This window comes from uncultured Methanobrevibacter sp., assembly GCF_947166415.1.
Taxonomy (GTDB): Archaea; Methanobacteriota; Methanobacteria; order Methanobacteriales; family Methanobacteriaceae; genus Methanocatella.
This window is the reverse complement of record NZ_CAMVEE010000004.1, coordinates 1-14,797: the sequence shown is the minus strand read 5'-3', so window position 1 is coordinate 14,797 and position 14,797 is coordinate 1. Positions and strand designations below refer to the sequence as shown.

General features: G+C 33.9%; 14 protein-coding genes, 1 pseudogene and 1 riboswitch. Of the genes and pseudogenes, 8 read left to right on the top strand and 7 right to left on the bottom strand.

Annotation, left to right across the window (positions count from 1 at the left end; translation table 11 throughout):
* Nucleotides 1–100: 100 nt before the first annotated feature.
* Both Q0W25_RS01265 and ribB read left to right on the top strand, forming a co-directional pair.
* Nucleotides 101–475, top strand: coding sequence for a DUF120 domain-containing protein (locus tag Q0W25_RS01265; protein ID WP_298517900.1), 375 nt, complete (start codon nt 101–103; stop codon nt 473–475).
* A 45-nt stretch (nt 476–520) separates the two neighbouring features.
* Nucleotides 521–651: riboswitch (FMN riboswitch) on the top strand.
* 50 nt (nt 652–701) lie between these two features.
* Nucleotides 702–1,385 carry a 3,4-dihydroxy-2-butanone-4-phosphate synthase gene (ribB, locus tag Q0W25_RS01260; protein ID WP_297824656.1) on the top strand — a complete coding sequence of 228 codons (684 nt, stop codon included), beginning with the start codon at nt 702–704 and terminating at the stop codon, nt 1,383–1,385.
* 4 nt (nt 1,386–1,389) lie between these two features.
* Here the strand turns inward: ribB and Q0W25_RS01255 are convergent, their stop codons facing one another.
* From Q0W25_RS01255 to gatA, 3 genes are all read right to left on the bottom strand, one after another.
* Nucleotides 1,390–1,815: a hypothetical protein gene (locus tag Q0W25_RS01255; RefSeq protein ID WP_298517897.1), complete on the bottom strand. Its 426-nt coding sequence runs from the start codon at nt 1,813–1,815 to the stop codon at nt 1,390–1,392.
* Nucleotides 1,815–3,308 carry a DJ-1/PfpI family protein gene (locus tag Q0W25_RS01250; RefSeq protein ID WP_298517894.1) on the bottom strand — a complete coding sequence of 498 codons (1,494 nt, stop codon included), beginning with the start codon at nt 3,306–3,308 and terminating at the stop codon, nt 1,815–1,817. Before Q0W25_RS01250 ends, Q0W25_RS01255 begins: the two co-directional genes overlap by 1 nt.
* Before the next feature lie 92 nt (nt 3,309–3,400).
* The gene (gatA, locus tag Q0W25_RS01245; protein WP_298517891.1) at nt 3,401–4,771 is read right to left on the bottom strand and encodes an Asp-tRNA(Asn)/Glu-tRNA(Gln) amidotransferase subunit GatA; all 1,371 of its coding nucleotides are present in this window, start codon (nt 4,769–4,771) and stop codon (nt 3,401–3,403) included.
* Nucleotides 4,772–4,881: 110 nt separating this feature from the next.
* On the opposite strand from gatA, the gene Q0W25_RS01240 reads away from it, so the two are divergent.
* Complete coding sequence (locus Q0W25_RS01240; protein ID WP_298517888.1) at nt 4,882–5,676, top strand: HAD family hydrolase; 795 nt, start codon at nt 4,882–4,884, stop codon at nt 5,674–5,676.
* A gap of 74 nt (nt 5,677–5,750) precedes the next feature.
* On the opposite strand, the gene Q0W25_RS01235 is transcribed toward Q0W25_RS01240, so the two are convergent.
* Complete coding sequence (locus tag Q0W25_RS01235; RefSeq protein WP_298517886.1) at nt 5,751–6,464, bottom strand: sugar phosphate isomerase/epimerase; 714 nt, start codon at nt 6,462–6,464, stop codon at nt 5,751–5,753.
* 74 nt (nt 6,465–6,538) lie between these two features.
* On the opposite strand from Q0W25_RS01235, the gene Q0W25_RS01230 reads away from it, so the two are divergent.
* The gene (locus Q0W25_RS01230) at nt 6,539–8,080 is read left to right on the top strand and encodes a 2-isopropylmalate synthase (protein ID WP_298517883.1); all 1,542 of its coding nucleotides are present in this window, start codon (nt 6,539–6,541) and stop codon (nt 8,078–8,080) included.
* Between the two features lie 201 nt (nt 8,081–8,281).
* Nucleotides 8,282–8,557, top strand: coding sequence for a DNA-binding protein Alba (gene albA, locus Q0W25_RS01225; protein ID WP_297824642.1), 276 nt, complete (start codon nt 8,282–8,284; stop codon nt 8,555–8,557).
* Nucleotides 8,558–8,565: 8 nt separating this feature from the next.
* On the opposite strand, the gene Q0W25_RS01220 is transcribed toward albA, so the two are convergent.
* Nucleotides 8,566–9,222, bottom strand: a complete 657-nt coding sequence (locus Q0W25_RS01220; protein ID WP_298517879.1) for a PHP domain-containing protein — start codon at nt 9,220–9,222, stop codon at nt 8,566–8,568.
* Between the two features lie 5 nt (nt 9,223–9,227).
* Nucleotides 9,228–10,256: a DUF1786 domain-containing protein gene (locus tag Q0W25_RS01215; RefSeq protein WP_298517876.1), complete on the bottom strand. Its 1,029-nt coding sequence runs from the start codon at nt 10,254–10,256 to the stop codon at nt 9,228–9,230.
* Between the two features lie 90 nt (nt 10,257–10,346).
* Between Q0W25_RS01215 and Q0W25_RS01210 the strand changes: the two genes are divergently transcribed.
* The 3 genes and pseudogenes from Q0W25_RS01210 (at nt 10,347) to Q0W25_RS01200 (ending at nt 13,442) form a co-directional block, all read left to right on the top strand.
* Nucleotides 10,347–11,648 (top strand): TrpB-like pyridoxal phosphate-dependent enzyme, encoded by a 1,302-nt coding sequence (locus tag Q0W25_RS01210; protein WP_298517873.1) that lies wholly within the window; start codon nt 10,347–10,349, stop codon nt 11,646–11,648.
* Nucleotides 11,649–12,051: 403 nt separating this feature from the next.
* A pseudogene (locus Q0W25_RS01205) lies at nt 12,052–12,816 on the top strand (ParA family protein); the annotation flags it as partial.
* Nucleotides 12,817–12,920: 104 nt separating this feature from the next.
* Nucleotides 12,921–13,442, top strand: a complete 522-nt coding sequence (locus Q0W25_RS01200; RefSeq protein ID WP_298517870.1) for an AAA family ATPase — start codon at nt 12,921–12,923, stop codon at nt 13,440–13,442.
* A 162-nt stretch (nt 13,443–13,604) separates the two neighbouring features.
* Here the strand turns inward: Q0W25_RS01200 and Q0W25_RS01195 are convergent, their stop codons facing one another.
* Nucleotides 13,605–14,717, bottom strand: coding sequence for a radical SAM protein (locus tag Q0W25_RS01195; protein ID WP_298517867.1), 1,113 nt, complete (start codon nt 14,715–14,717; stop codon nt 13,605–13,607).
* Between the last annotated feature and the right edge of the window lie 80 nt (nt 14,718–14,797).

Sequence of the window (14,797 nt, the reverse complement as noted above, 5' to 3'; positions counted from 1 at the left end):
GAAAGTTAATTTATTTGACAGAGTTTTGATTTAATTAATTTTTCTTTTAAGATAATGCTAAGGTATTTAATTAAACTTGTAAATTATTAGAGGTTATTTCATGAAAATTGATGGAGAGGTCACTACTGGTTTGGGAAAAGCGGCTTATTTTTTATCTCAGGAATTTTATACGAATGAATTCAAGAAAAATCTGGGATTCGTCCCATTTCCAGGAACCTTAAATGTTGTAGTAAGTGAAGACAATCTTGATGAAATAAACAATATCAAAAACAATTGTGAAAATATAATAAAACCTGATGAAGGTTTTGGTGCAGTAAAATATATAAAAGCTGTTTTAAACGATAATGTTGAAGGAGCTATTGTATTTCCAGCCAAAACAACTCATGAAGAGAATTATTTGGAATTCATAGCTTTTGAAAAACTTAGGGATAAATTAAATCTTAAAGATGGCGATATCGTTTGCCTTGAATTTTAGAATTTTTACCAAAAACTATTTTATACATGATAAATATATTTGTTAATACGTTCTCAGGGCGGAGTGAAATTCTCCACCGGTGGTGATTTTTAATAAATAAGTCCACGAGCACAAAATGTGTTGATTTGGTGAAATTCCAAAACCGACGGTGATAGTCCGGATGGAAGAGAAGAAATAGTTATTAGTTATTTTTAGCCCTGGTTCTAGTAAATAAGGAGACATTACTATGAATCAAGAAACAAACTTAGATAAAGCTTTAGAAGCTATAAGAGATGGTCAATTCGTACTAGTTTTCGATGATGATGATAGAGAAGGGGAAGTTGATATGATTATCGCTTCCGAATTTGTTACCCCAAAATCTATCGCTACAATGAGAAACGATGCAGGCGGTTTAATTTGCAACTGTTTACATTCTGATTTTTGTGATGCTATTCATTTGCCATTCATGGTTGACATCATGAAAGCAGCTAGTGAAAAATATCCTGAACTGGCTGAACTTGCACCTAATGACATTCCATATGACGAAAGGTCTTCATTTTCAGTATGGACAAACCACAGAAAATCTTTCACAGGTGTAACAGATCATGACAGAGCAATGACAATTAGTGAAATGGCTATTATGATGAAAGAAGAAAGATTTGATGAATTTGGAGCAACTTTCAGATCTCCAGGTCATGTATGTCTTTTAAGAGGAGCAGACGGACTTGTTAAAAATAGACAAGGACACACAGAAATAGGTCTTGCATTATGTGAGATGGCTGGAGTTACTCCTGTCTGTGTAGTTTGCGAAATGATGGACGGTGAAACCGGACAAGCTACATCCGTTGCCGATGCTCGTAAATATGCTGAAGAAAATGGATTGGTCTTGCTTAAAGGCGAAGACATCATCAACAAATATTTAGAAGAATAAGCTATTATGAATACATATTAGCATTATTCAACTTTTTATCATTGATATAATTTGCAATAAACTGGGTAATTTGTTGTATTTTGTAGGAATTGTAAATGCTGAATGCCACATATTTCCCATCATGCATTTTAATTTCCAAACCATCTTTTACTTCTTTTGATTTAGAAATTAAGGCAACCTTATCCCAAGGAATTCTTAATGTTTTGCTTTTTAGAGCCTTTTCGATATAGATTCCATCATCTTTTATTTTAACAATCTTGACGACGCGGCGATTCATATCAGATTCTATTTGAATGTTTCCATTTTCATCAAAAACGTAATCAGGAATAAGACAATTTGCTTTCCATCCCTGTTTCATTTTAGTTAAAACATGTGCCCTATCCTTTTTTGTAAGTTTTACACCAGGTTCGGGGCTTAAATTAAGAGCCATTATATCACTCTCTCTTTGATTTCTTCAAATGAATATATTTTTTCAAATTCGACTTCAGATGTCATAGCTATTATTTCTTCTATATTGAGATTCTCTTCAATAAGATTCATTGCATGTGAGGTAAACAGTTCATATCTGATTTCAACTTCCGGTATGAATCCTCTCATATCGGCAGATTTTAGTTTCGGAAGCTTTAGGATATTATCAACGTTGGTGTTTTCTTTTATGTAAGGAACAACGGTATCGAATATATTTTCATTGTATACCTTGTTTAGCAGAATTGCTTCTACTGTAACACCAAGGTTGTTTAGCATATTAGTGTGAGCCACTATGTCAACTGCCGCTGATTCTATTCCACCTTTATTTACTCCAGTAGCCAATATCATAGGAATTTTTGAAGACATTGCAATTTCTGCTGCTGAAAACGGTACTTTTTCATTTAAAAGCCCTGTAAACACGCTCATCACGCCTTCGATAAGGACAATATCATAGTCTGAGTTGTTAAGTTTTTTTATTGTAGATTCGATGTCACTCCAACCCAAATGTCCGATTTTTATTGAGGAAAATTCTTCCATTTTACCTTTTGTCAAGTATAATCCCGGTATAATGTCCCTGACATCGGGGCCGACTTTTAAAAGTGCGACCTTATATCCTCTTTTTCTAATTGCACCTGCAAGACCAGTTAAAATGAATGTTTTACCAGAATCTGATCCGTTACTTCCAATCATTAGGTATTTTGGCCTGTCATTTTTCCTGTTTTCGGTTATTTTTATCCCGGAATTTATTCCGACTTCGCTTTGCAGATACTTTTTGACTTCCAGATTTCTATTGTATATTTCATCCATATCCTTAATGTCTATTTGATTTTTCAAATTTTCTACAAGGATTGGATTTTCATCCAATATGCCATGGATCATTGTTCCGATAACGTTACCGTCATCGTTACAGGCACCTGAAAAGATGTTGTAGTCTCCCTCTTCGTTTGTATCGCCATAATTCATTCTTTGAACTTTGGAATAGAACAATGGCTTGGCATCCCCTTCCACTTTACCGTAAGTATGGGTGTGAAATCCGTCAACATCCTCATTTTGATTTTCAACCAAAAAGGAGTTTTTGAATACTTTTGCCTTCACCCTGTCACTTGTGATTAACGGTGAAAAGTTGACATCTATTATTCCAAGCCCTTCCTTAATTATTGGCACTGGGGATTTTCTTCCGATATCTATCTGGTTTGATAGCAACTGAAAACCTGCACATATGCCGATAATAGGCTTTCCGTCACGGGCCATCTTTTTAATTTCTTTATTCAAACCCATATCAATATCGTTTGATTCGATTAATGTTCCTCCAGGAATTATTAGTGCATCTAATTCATCGCTGGCTTTATTACCGTTAACCAAACCGTTTTCTTTAACGATATCTGTTGGTAAATTTCCAAAATCTTCAAATCCTGGAACGGCTCCGTTTACATAAGCAAGTCCGATTTTTGTCATAAAAATAACCTCTTGATATTCTATTGTATTTTATAATGTATAAAATTTTAGAGGTATATTTCAAGTGTAAAAAATATTACAAAAAAAGAGAATTATTGAGTGTTTTCAAATACACTCATAGCTTTAATAATTTTCAAGTCATCCAATGGTTTAGCTTGAATCTGCAATCCTACAGGAATGCCCTCAACTTCTCCAGCTTTTATGCTTCCAGCAGGAATTCCAGCCAAGTTAGCGATAACTGTCAATATGTCGTAGGCATACATTTCCATTGGTTCCAATTCAGCACCAATTTCGTGAGGAAGTTTAGGAACTGTTGGACCTACAATCAAATCAACGTTTTCAAGCATCGCAGTGATTTCGCTTCTGATTACGGATCTTGCTTTTAATGCTTGTTTGTAGTATTTACCACTGAATTCAGCTTCTGCAATGTGGGAACCGATTTTGATTCTTCTCAATACTTCTTCACCGCAAACTTCTTCAATTCTGGATCCATAATCTCTTCCGTCATATTTTCTTGTTGCTGAGAAGAACTCCACATAGTTGATTAGGTAGTATGTAGGTAAACAAAGGTCAATATAATCAAAGCTCACTTCAACTAGTTCCGCACCAGCATCAACTAATTTATCGATAGCTTTGTTGACGGTTTTGTTGATTTCATCATCTGTCACATCAATGAATTCATTACATACAGCTATTTTCATGCCTTCAAGGGATGTGTCATCCAGAACTTCAGTAAAGTCAGGTTTGTCCCAGTTTAAGGTTGTACATTCGGTTTCATCGTATTTTGCAATGGTGTTTAAAGCTAATGCGATACCGCTTACATCATTTGCCAAAGGTCCGATTTGGTCTAAACTCATGGACAGGTCAAGCAAACCTTGTCTTGAAACTCCACCGTATGTTGGTTTAAATCCGACAACACCACAATGTGATGCAGGGTTTCTGATTGACCCTCCAGTATCTGAACCGATTGAGATGTCACACATTTCAGCTGCAATAGCTGCTGCACAGCCTCCTGATGAACCTCCTGGAATTCTACCCATAGCCGCAGGGTTTTGGGTAGGTCCGTAGTATGAGGTTTCAGTTGAACTGCCCGCTGCAAATTCATCCATATTCAAAATACCAATAATTATTCCATCTTCAGCCAATATTTCATTGACTACTGTTGCATTGTAACTTCCATAGTAGTCTTCCAAGGTTTTTGAAGCTGCAGAAATAATCATGTCTTCAACATTAATGTTTGCTTTAATACCGAATACCAAACCAGCTAAAGCACCGACATCTTCGCCATTTGCGATTTTTTTATCAATAGCTTCAGCTTGTTTCAATGCATTTTCATAGTTTAATTCAATAAATGCATTAATGCTTTCGTTATTTTCATCGATAACTTTAATGAAGCCTTCAACATTTTCTTTAGCTGTCATTTCTCCACTTTTAATGGAGTTTAATTTTTCAATAACATTCATTAAAACACCTAAATAATCGTAAATTATAATATTATTATTTTATTTTTCAATGTTTATAAAGTTGTTTTTTTTAATTAATTATAAATATTATTTTTTAACTACTATTAATCATGAAAAAGGCAGTCGTATTTGATAACTCCGGCACTTTAATAGAAAGGTATAGGGTTATTAAGGATGTATTAAATGGAAATATATTCACAGACATTAACTCTTTGGATTTGATTGAAGCAGCAGATGCATTAGCTTTGGTAGTTCTTCAATTCAACACCAATAAATTGTTAAAATTAGATCCTAATACATTAATTTCAGATGTTATCAAGGAATATGACATTGATTTTGACGTAAGTTTTTCCACAAGGCAGGTTTCAAAGGCTGATGTTGAGGAAATCCTTTATAATGAAAAAGTATCAACCATTTCAGACATTACTGACGGATTTGATATTTTACGCGAAAAGATCTCTCACATGGAGCTGTGCAATGGATCCGCTTTGATTGTTGACATGGACCTCGGCGTCGTTGCATATACCATTACTTCAGCGGGCAAATTTTTCCCGAAGGTTTTTGAAACAGTCGAGACTTTGAAGTCCCGGGGAATTGAAATATTCATAGCTTCTGGAGATAGAAAAGGGGCCATCAATAGGTTAGCCAACATGCTGGATGTCCCTGAAGACAATGCATTTGGAACTGTTTCTACCCGAGGCAAGTGTGAAGTTGTTTCTATCCTCAAAGAGGGAGGATACAAAGTCATGATGGTTGGGGATGGTCTTAATGATATATTGGCATTTAAAAAAGCGGATGTCAGCGTTTTGACTATCGAACAGCAGGAAGAAGTCTCTCCAAAGATGATGGATAAGACAGACTATATAATCGAGGACATTTTTGAAGTTACTATGATTGACTTTTAGATTTATTTTTTTAATTGATATAACTTAAAAGGTATAACTTATAAGTGATAACCTCTAAAAAAAAGGATAATAAATTATAGGTTATCAATGACTTCCTTGCTTTTTAGGATATTATCAAAGTTGTTCAGCTCAATGATTGCACTATCAATCTTTTTAAGTAAATTCAAGTCCAAAGTCCCTTCGCCTAAGGTAATGTGCTGATCTTTGACACCATCGTTATCGTTTAAATGACAATAGCTAATGTTTTTTAAAGAAAGCATCTCTTCGAGGTTTCCGCAGGTATTTCCATGTCCGGTATCTATTGTCAAGCTGCAGCCGGTAGCCTCCTGAATTATTTCAATTTCCTCTACAGTATTTCCCAAAAATTTTCCACGAACAGGCATGTTTTCAACAGAAATTTCAACATTTGTATTGTCAATTATTTCACCAATGCTTTCAATTGCAATTTCCAAAGCCCATTTTCTAAGATGAGGCTCATTTCTGCCGATAATTCCAGGGTGTACTGTAATTGTATTTGCATTTATGCTTTCTGCATATTGTCCGCATTGAATCATCTGTTTTACACTTTCAGCTCTAATTCCTTTGTTTAGGCTTGCGACGTTAATGTCCACTGTTGCTGCATGAATTCTCATATCCAGTCCACAGTCCTTGAATTCCATATTGTCTTTTTCAAAAAATGGACCTTCCCCAAGAATTTCTATAATTTCAAATCCGTGTTTTTTAGCTAAATCTATGATTTCATTGTTAGGTTGCATGAATAAAGCTAGTGTTGTAAAACCCAATTTCATGTTAATATATTTGTTTTCAATAAATTTATAAACTTTTTACTATAATATTAGAATTATTAAAGGGAAGTAATACAATGACCACAAAAAATATAGAAAATCTAAAAAAGGAAAATATGAATCTTGCAGATAAAATTTATATTTTCGATACAACCTTGAGAGACGGTGAACAGACACCCGGTGTTGCTCTGACAGTCGATGAAAAAATTCAGATTGCTCAAAAGCTTAACAATTTGGGTGTTGATAAAATAGAAGTTGGATTTCCGGCTTCTTCAAAAGGAGAAATAGAATCAGCCAAAAAAATAAGATCTATGGATTTGAAATCTACTTTGGTTGGTTTGGCACGTTCCTTAAAAGGTGATATCGACGCGGTTTTAGATGCTGATTTAGAATATGTCCACACATTCATTGGAACTTCCCCTTTGCACCGTGATTATAAGCTTAAGATGTCTAAAGAAGAAATAATTGAAAAGGCGGTAGACGGTGTTGAATATGCTAAAGACCATGGCTTGACTGTTGAGTTTTCAGCAGAAGATGCTACAAGAACTGAAGAGGATTTCCTCTTTGAAATTTTCAATGAGGTAGTTGATGCCGGGGCAGACTTTTTAGATGTTCCGGACACAGTTGGAATTCTAACACCAATCATGACCCGTGACCTTATTACTAATATCAAAAATAACTTCACAACTCCAATCAGCGTTCATTTCCATAATGATTTCGGTTTGGCTACAGCCAATTCCCTAACAGCCATCGAATGCGGTGCTAATCAAGCTCACGTTACTATCAATGGTTTGGGTGAAAGGACAGGTAACTGTTCCCTTGAAGAGCTTGTAATGACTTTAAAGTCAGCCTATGGTGTTGATTTAGGTCTTGACACTACAAGGCTATACAGCCTATCCAACCTTGTCGGACGTTTAACTGGTGTCAAGATGCCTGTCAACAAACCAATTGTCGGCGATAATGCATTTGCTCATGAATCAGGAATTCATGTTCATGGAATTTTAAATAACGCTTCTACCTATGAGCCAATGTCTCCTGAAATGGTAGGTCATTCACGACGCATAGTTTTAGGAAAACACACTGGAGCCAATGCTTTAAAATCAAAACTTAAAGATTATCATATAGATTTGGATGAAGAGCAATTTTGTAAAGTATTTGATGAAATCAAGTCTTTGGGTGACAGCGGAAAATGTGTCACTGATGATGATTTGATAGCTATTGCAATTACAGAACTTTCTTCAGCCCGTGAAACTCCTATTGTAATTAAGGGTTTGAGCATTTCTATGGGAGCTAATGTATCTCCTACAGCTACTGTTAAATTGGAAATTGATGGTGAAGAAAAGGAAACCGCAAGCACTGGTGTCGGTCCTGTTGATGCAGCTTTGAATGCTATCCGTAAGCTGATTCAAGGCACAATGGATATTGAACTAGAAGAATATAATCTTGAAGCTATTACTGGCGGTACCGATGCATTGGCCGAGGTGTTTGTGATTACTTCTGATCCGGAAGGAAATAAATCAACCGGACGTTCAACCAATCAGGACATTGTTATGGCCAGTATATTGGCAGTTCTTGATTCAATCAATAAGTTATTGTTGATTAAAAGGTCTAATATTTAACATTTTTTTTAATTTTTTTTGTTTTATTATATTTTATTTATTAAATTTTAATTTAAACAAGTTTTGTTCAAAAAAATATTTTTTTATTTATATATCAATTGCATAATATTCATTGTTTATTTGTGTTTGTTTAATTTTCAATCATTCAATATGTAAAATTTTATATACATCTATCACTAATATTTATATGGTGAATTAAATATGGAGAATAATACAATTTTTGTTGGAAGTAAACCTGTTATGAATTATGTATTAGCAGTAGTTACACAATTTAATGAAGGATCTAATAGTGTTGTTCTTCGCGCCAGGGGAAAAGCTATTAGTAGAGCAGTAGATGCTGCTGAAATTGTAAGAAATAGGTTTGTTCCTGATTCTGTTGTTAAAGACATTCATATTTCTACTGAAGAAATTGAAAACTATAACAACGAAAAAACAAATGTTTCTATTATAGAAATTTTAATTGAAAAGAGTGAATAATACTCTTTTTAATCAAATTTCTTTAGAAAATTTTTTTCAAACAAATATTTTGAAAGTTTAATGTTTGATGTTCCTTTTCCTTTTGCTTCTGTTTTTCCTTTTGAGATTGATTTTAGAACACTGTCGATATCTTTTTCACAATCTATTAAACTGTAGCAATCACCGACAAATTTATAGTAGTGGGCATCACTTGCACCCAATGCCGGCAGGTTTTCTTTTAGGGATAGATTTTTAGCTTTGTTGTTGCAGTATCCTACGATGAATCTGGCATTTCTTGTTTCTATTGCATCAATTTTTAATTTTTCTTTGTAATTATGCAACAGACCATGCCTATAAAAACAGTACGGATGCGGTATTATTGCAAGACCGCCCAAATCATGAATTCTGTCAATAGTATCTTCCGGTGAAAGGTCTCTAGGTATATTTTCCTCACAGCCAAAACCAAGGATATGGCCATGACTGGAAGAAATCTCTATAGATGGAATGGCTAATATGTCTGTGTTTCTAGTTTTTTTTAATACTTCACTTGTTCCATCTACAGTATTGTGGTCGCTTATTGCAATGATGTCAATATTTCTTTTGGCAGCGACTTTTAAAATATCATCGATTTTAGATGATGAATCTGGTGAATATTCACTATGAATATGTGAATCCATCTTAAACATTATATCTATCCTATTATTGTTTTTATCAATCCGACAGTCCCGGTCATCATCACGTCTCCTCCAGGAGCTGCATGATGCCACTCTAGGTTTGTCTTTTCAATCAATTCCCTTTTAGGGCCACTTACTATGACCTTTTCTAGTTTTGATATTGGATTTATTACGTGTGCTCCGTGTCCATAGTCCTCATGTACCTCTTCATGGGTAATTTCTCCTGAAGCCAGTCTTTTGATGTACCTTTCAAGGGATTCGCCTGTAAGGCTTGAGGTGTGATGTTCAAAAACGCCCTGTATTTTCCCGTCTTCTATTGATGCGGCTGTTGTATGGCCATTTCCAATATCGATTACAATATAGCTGTTCAATTCTTTTGCAACTTCATCATAACACATTCCGGCTATTGATGCGAATTTGGTATCCATTACAAGGGGTAAATCTTCAATTCCTTCATTTTTAACTTGCCTTCTCACAGCTTGCATTCTAGTAAAGTATTCGGGAACATCTTCCCTAAATCCAAATTCCAAAGGTGAAATAGGCTTTGATACTTTTTCTCTAATCTTTTCAAATCTGAAGTCCCTATCACCCATGTTTTCATTGTAGCCGTGATCCTGTACGGCAATTGCAATCTTATCAAAGTCAAATTCCAAATCATAGCCTAGGAGAAATTCTGATAGTTTGGTTATGTTGATGTCTCCCATATTGATTTTAGTATATCCCTTATATTCTTTAGATTTGTCAGCTATTTCTATTCCAAGCGATTTGACCTGATTTAAATCATCACGTATTGTTTTAGCGCATGTTGGTTCCATTACCACTTTATATCCCTTTTCCATATGTTCCAGGATACTTCTTTTTATTTTTCCTCCACCCATTATCTCCCCGGTAAAGTAAATGTCATTTTCAATTTCTTTCATCTGCTGGGAAATATACAGATGGGGGGATGGCAGAACTATTTTTATTGAATTTTCAAGCTCTTTTTCAGTGTCATATATCATTATATCCTGTGTTCCGGTTCCAACATCAATTGCTAATATTCTCATGATTTAAAATTGTTTTTTATATTATTAATAATTAAAGTGTACATTTTTGTACAACAAAGCTTTATATAGTACATTAAAGTAACTATTATTATGACTTATAAAATTGAATTATCATCAGATGAAGTGCCAAAACAATGGTACAATATGCTTGCAGATTTACCTTGTGAACTTCCTGCTCCTAAAAATAGTGAGGGAAAAGATCAGATTGCTGCATTACAGCTTGCATTTACAAAGGCAGGACTTGAACAGGAATTTGCTACTGACCGTTACATTAAAATCCCAAATGAAGTTAGAAATCTTTATATGGAAATGGGCAGACCTACTCCATTAGTTAGAGCCAACAAGCTTGAAGAATATTTGAATACACCGGCTAAGATTTACTTTAAAAGGGAAGACATGTCCCCTACCGGGTCTCATAAATTGAATTCTGCTATTCCACAAGCATATTTTGCTAAAAAAGAGGGTGTAGAAAGATTAACTACTGAAACTGGTGCAGGACAATGGGGTACTGCTTTATCACTTGCTTGTAATTTACTTGACTTGGAATGTACTGTATATATGGTTAAAGTCTCTTTTAACCAAAAACCTGATAGAAAAAATATTATGAATATTTATGACGGTAACGTTTTCGCATCTCCAAGTGAAAACACTAAAGTCGGTCGTGAAGTTTTAGCCAATAATCCGGATCATCCTGGTTCTTTAGGTGTTGCCATTTCTGAAGCTATGGAAGAAGCACTGGAAAACGACGAAGTAAAATATTCATTAGGAAGTGTATTAAACCATGTAATGTTACACCAAACCATTATTGGTCAGGAATTAAAGACCCAGTTGGAAATTGCCGAAGAGACTCCTGATGTCATGATTGCCTGTGCTGGTGGTGGAAGTAATTTTGCAGGATCATTATTCCCATTTATTAAAGATAAGATTGATGGAAATTCTGATACCAAATTCATAGCAGTTGAGCCTACCGCATGTCCAACCCTTACTCAGGGTACTTATGATTATGACTTTGGAGATTCCAACGGTTTTACTCCTATGCTTAAGATGTTTACATTAGGTCACGATTTTGTTGCGCCTTCTGTACATGCAGGTGGATTAAGATATCACGGAATGTCACCTATCGTTTCCCTTTTAACTAAAGAAGGTTATATCGAACCTAAAGCTGTTCATCAAAGGGACTGTTTCGAGGTTGGTATTACTTTTGCACGTAATGAAGGAATTTTACCTGCACCTGAAACTACTCACGCTATCAGAGCTACTATCGATGAAGCTTTGAAATGCAAAGAAACAGGTGAGGAAAAAACAATTGTAATGAACTTCTCTGGTCATGGAATGTTGGACTTAAAAGGATACGCTAGCTATTTTGAAGGAACAATGCAAAATGCTAAATAATCCTTCTTTATTTTTTTCTAACTTTTTTGTTATAACTTATAACTTATAACTTATTAAAGATAAGTTGCAAGTGTTAACTAATAACTGTTAACTTATCTGTGAAAACAAATACTTTATAAGAGAGAAGTTATAAAATATAACTTATTTGTTAAAAGTTAGTTATGATAAGTTATTTCTTAAAACTTATTTTTTATAACTTTGACGTTTTAACTTAAAACTTAATTCCTATCCCTTAGAAGTTAAAACTGATAAGTTATTTCCTTTAAGTTTTAATTTCCTCGAAATAACTTAATTCTTTTAACTTATACTGAATAATTTAATAATTATTCTTTAAGTATTAGTCTTTTTAAGTTATAAATCATAACTGATAACTTAAAATCATGGAAATAGGAGAATTCTTTAGATGAGTGAAGTAATTGCGGTTATGAATCAGAAAGGGGGTTGTGGAAAAACAACCACTGTTGTAAATACTGCGACATCTTTAGCGGTAATGGGTAAATCTGTTTTGGTTGTCGATATGGATCCTCAAGCTAATGCCACAACTAGTTTTGGGATTGATAAAACTAAAATAGAAAACACTATTTACGATGCTCTTATGGGAGATATAAGTATAAAAAAAGCAACAATTCCTACGTTTATTAAAAATTTATTTATTATCCCAAGTAATATATCTCTCAGCGGTGCTGGAATGGAACTTTCCAAACGTGACAATTACCATATCGTATTGAAAGATACTTTAAAAGATGTTGTTCCATTATTTGACTATATATTCATAGATTTACCTCCTTCATTAGGTGTAATTACTGTCAATGCATTAGTAGCTTCCGATAGTGTTTTAATTCCAATCCAAGCTGAGTATTACGCTTTAGAAGGAGTGGCTGATTTAATTAATACAATAAAATTGGTCGAAAAAAGGCTTAGAAGTCCAACTCCTATCAAGGGAATTCTCCTTACTCTATTTGATAAAAGGACTAGACTCAGTAAAGATGTGCACAGAGAGCTTAAGAATTACTTTGGCGGTACAGATTTACTTTTCAAAACTATTATTCCAAGGAATATTAGATTAGCTGAAGCTCCTAGTTTTGGTAAGCCTTGTTTGATTTATGATCCTGATAGTACCGGAACAAAAGCTTATTTAAAATTAGCTAAGGAAATTATCCAAAGAGATGAAAATGTTCATTTGAGTGTTGCTAAGAAAAATCTTGATTTAAAAGCTAAATCTCAATTCCAGATGATTCAAAGAAATTTAGAACGAAAAACAGGTGGTAAATAATGGCGAAAAAGGGACTTGGTAAAGGCTTAGCTTCATTAATTCCTGATTTTTATAATGAAGATTTTGACAGTAATTCCACTCAATCACTGGAAGAGTTATTAAATGAAGATGAATCAGATAAAAACATTTTTGAACAGTTAGAAGAGGAGAGTAATCAAGGAGAAGATTCATCAAATAATGAGGAAGTAACTGCTGAAGAGGTTTCAGACGATGTTGAAGAAGACAAGGAAAATGAGGAAAATAGCGAAGCATCCGAAGACTTATCTGGCGCTGTACGCAGCGAAGAGGATTTACAGACACCACAAGAAATCAAAATACAGGAAGAACATGTAGCCGAAGTTAAAGAGATAGTTGATAAAAATCCAAGGATTACACTTTGGTCATCAAGATCTTCTGCAGTATTTAGATATTTAAGAAAAACCGAACCAGAGTTTAGTATTTCAAAAGAAGCATCCATATTAATCGATGAAGCTGTAGCTAAAAAATACCCTGAAATATGGGCGTTATTCGACGATTACTGAATTTAATTTTTTTATATTATAAATTATATTGGTTTTATAATAAATTATATTGTATTAATAGTATAATCTATTTGGTATCTGATAAATTATATTGTTGATTCATTTTTTTAATATTTATTTTGTTTAAAAACAGTTTAATTATTCTATTTTCATCTAATAAATCTAAAAATCAAAAATAACTTGATATTCACCATCAATTTTAATATAAGGCTTAGCTCTTTCAACTACTACCCCTAATTTTTTAAGCTGTTCTTCTGATGTAAACGGTGCTTTTTTCCTAATAGAAATTATTTTACGGGCAGATTTTACACCTATTCCCGGCACTCTTATGAGTTCAACTAGAGGCGCAGTATTGATTTCTACAGGGAAGATATCCATATTTTCTGCAGCTAAAATCTTAGGATCTTGAGTAAGTGATAATTTGTCATTTTCATCAAATACAAGTTCTTTTACTTTATAATGGTAATCATTAAGTAAACTGTCCGCATTATATAATTTTGCAGTTCTATCGGTCGGACACGCTTCTTTTTTTCCAAATTCAGTATCTTCAATTGGAGTGAATGCAGAGAAATATGTCCTCTTCAATTCGGATTTCTTGTAGATTTTTTCCATTCTCTGGAGAATCTCCTTGTCACTTTCGTTGTTCGCACCTACAATTAACTGGGTGGTGTGAGTAGAATTTGGATAAGTTGTACTTTTATGCTGAAAGCTATTAATCCAGGATAATCTTTTAAGAATATCCTTATTGTAATCTTTAGTGGAAGATAATTCTGCAAGACCTGAAGGTGTTGCAGCTTCAATATTGATGCTAACCCTATTTGCAAGCGCCATAGCTCTTTTTATAGAATCCTTACTTGCGCCAGGCACAATTTTAAGGTGAATATAATCGTCATAACCATACTTGTTTCTAAGTAGATGGACAGTTTCTATTTGATTTTCCATTGTAGTGTCCACGTCTCCAGCGATTCCGGAACTTAAAAACAATCCGTTGACTAAGCCTCTATTGTAATATCCCAAAAATGCACGGGCTAGCTCTTCAGGTGACAGTTCAAGTCTTGTAAAGTTTCTTTTTGATTGATTAATACAATATTTGCAATCATTTTTACATTTATTGGTTTGCAGTGTTTTGAAAAGAGGAATTTTACACCCGTTATGACCTGTTGCTTCATATATTCCAGGTAAATTGACCTGTGAACTTTTATTATGACTTACATAGTCACAAAGGTCATATTGTGCGGAATCTGTTAAAATTTTCATCTTTTCTAATGTAGTCATGATATAATATATTGTAGTTTTTCATTAATTATTATTTCTTTTACAATATGCAAATATTATAAAAGATATTAATTGAATAT

What these genes read in the sequence shown, in the direction of transcription:
- Q0W25_RS01265 (WP_298517900.1), top strand. Translation starts at nt 101, where the DNA reads ATGAAAATTGATGGAGAGGTCACTACTGGTTTGGGAAAAGCGGCTTAT.
- ribB (WP_297824656.1), top strand. Translation starts at nt 702, where the DNA reads ATGAATCAAGAAACAAACTTAGATAAAGCTTTAGAAGCTATAAGAGAT.
- Q0W25_RS01255 (WP_298517897.1), bottom strand. Translation starts at nt 1,815, where the DNA reads ATGGCTCTTAATTTAAGCCCCGAACCTGGTGTAAAACTTACAAAAAAG.
- Q0W25_RS01250 (WP_298517894.1), bottom strand. Translation starts at nt 3,308, where the DNA reads ATGACAAAAATCGGACTTGCTTATGTAAACGGAGCCGTTCCAGGATTT.
- gatA (WP_298517891.1), bottom strand. Translation starts at nt 4,771, where the DNA reads ATGAATGTTATTGAAAAATTAAACTCCATTAAAAGTGGAGAAATGACA.
- Q0W25_RS01240 (WP_298517888.1), top strand. Translation starts at nt 4,882, where the DNA reads ATGAAAAAGGCAGTCGTATTTGATAACTCCGGCACTTTAATAGAAAGG.
- Q0W25_RS01235 (WP_298517886.1), bottom strand. Translation starts at nt 6,464, where the DNA reads ATGAAATTGGGTTTTACAACACTAGCTTTATTCATGCAACCTAACAAT.
- Q0W25_RS01230 (WP_298517883.1), top strand. Translation starts at nt 6,539, where the DNA reads ATGACCACAAAAAATATAGAAAATCTAAAAAAGGAAAATATGAATCTT.
- albA (WP_297824642.1), top strand. Translation starts at nt 8,282, where the DNA reads ATGGAGAATAATACAATTTTTGTTGGAAGTAAACCTGTTATGAATTAT.
- Q0W25_RS01220 (WP_298517879.1), bottom strand. Translation starts at nt 9,222, where the DNA reads ATGTTTAAGATGGATTCACATATTCATAGTGAATATTCACCAGATTCA.
- Q0W25_RS01215 (WP_298517876.1), bottom strand. Translation starts at nt 10,256, where the DNA reads ATGAGAATATTAGCAATTGATGTTGGAACCGGAACACAGGATATAATG.
- Q0W25_RS01210 (WP_298517873.1), top strand. Translation starts at nt 10,347, where the DNA reads ATGACTTATAAAATTGAATTATCATCAGATGAAGTGCCAAAACAATGG.
- Q0W25_RS01200 (WP_298517870.1), top strand. Translation starts at nt 12,921, where the DNA reads ATGGCGAAAAAGGGACTTGGTAAAGGCTTAGCTTCATTAATTCCTGAT.
- Q0W25_RS01195 (WP_298517867.1), bottom strand. Translation starts at nt 14,717, where the DNA reads ATGACTACATTAGAAAAGATGAAAATTTTAACAGATTCCGCACAATAT.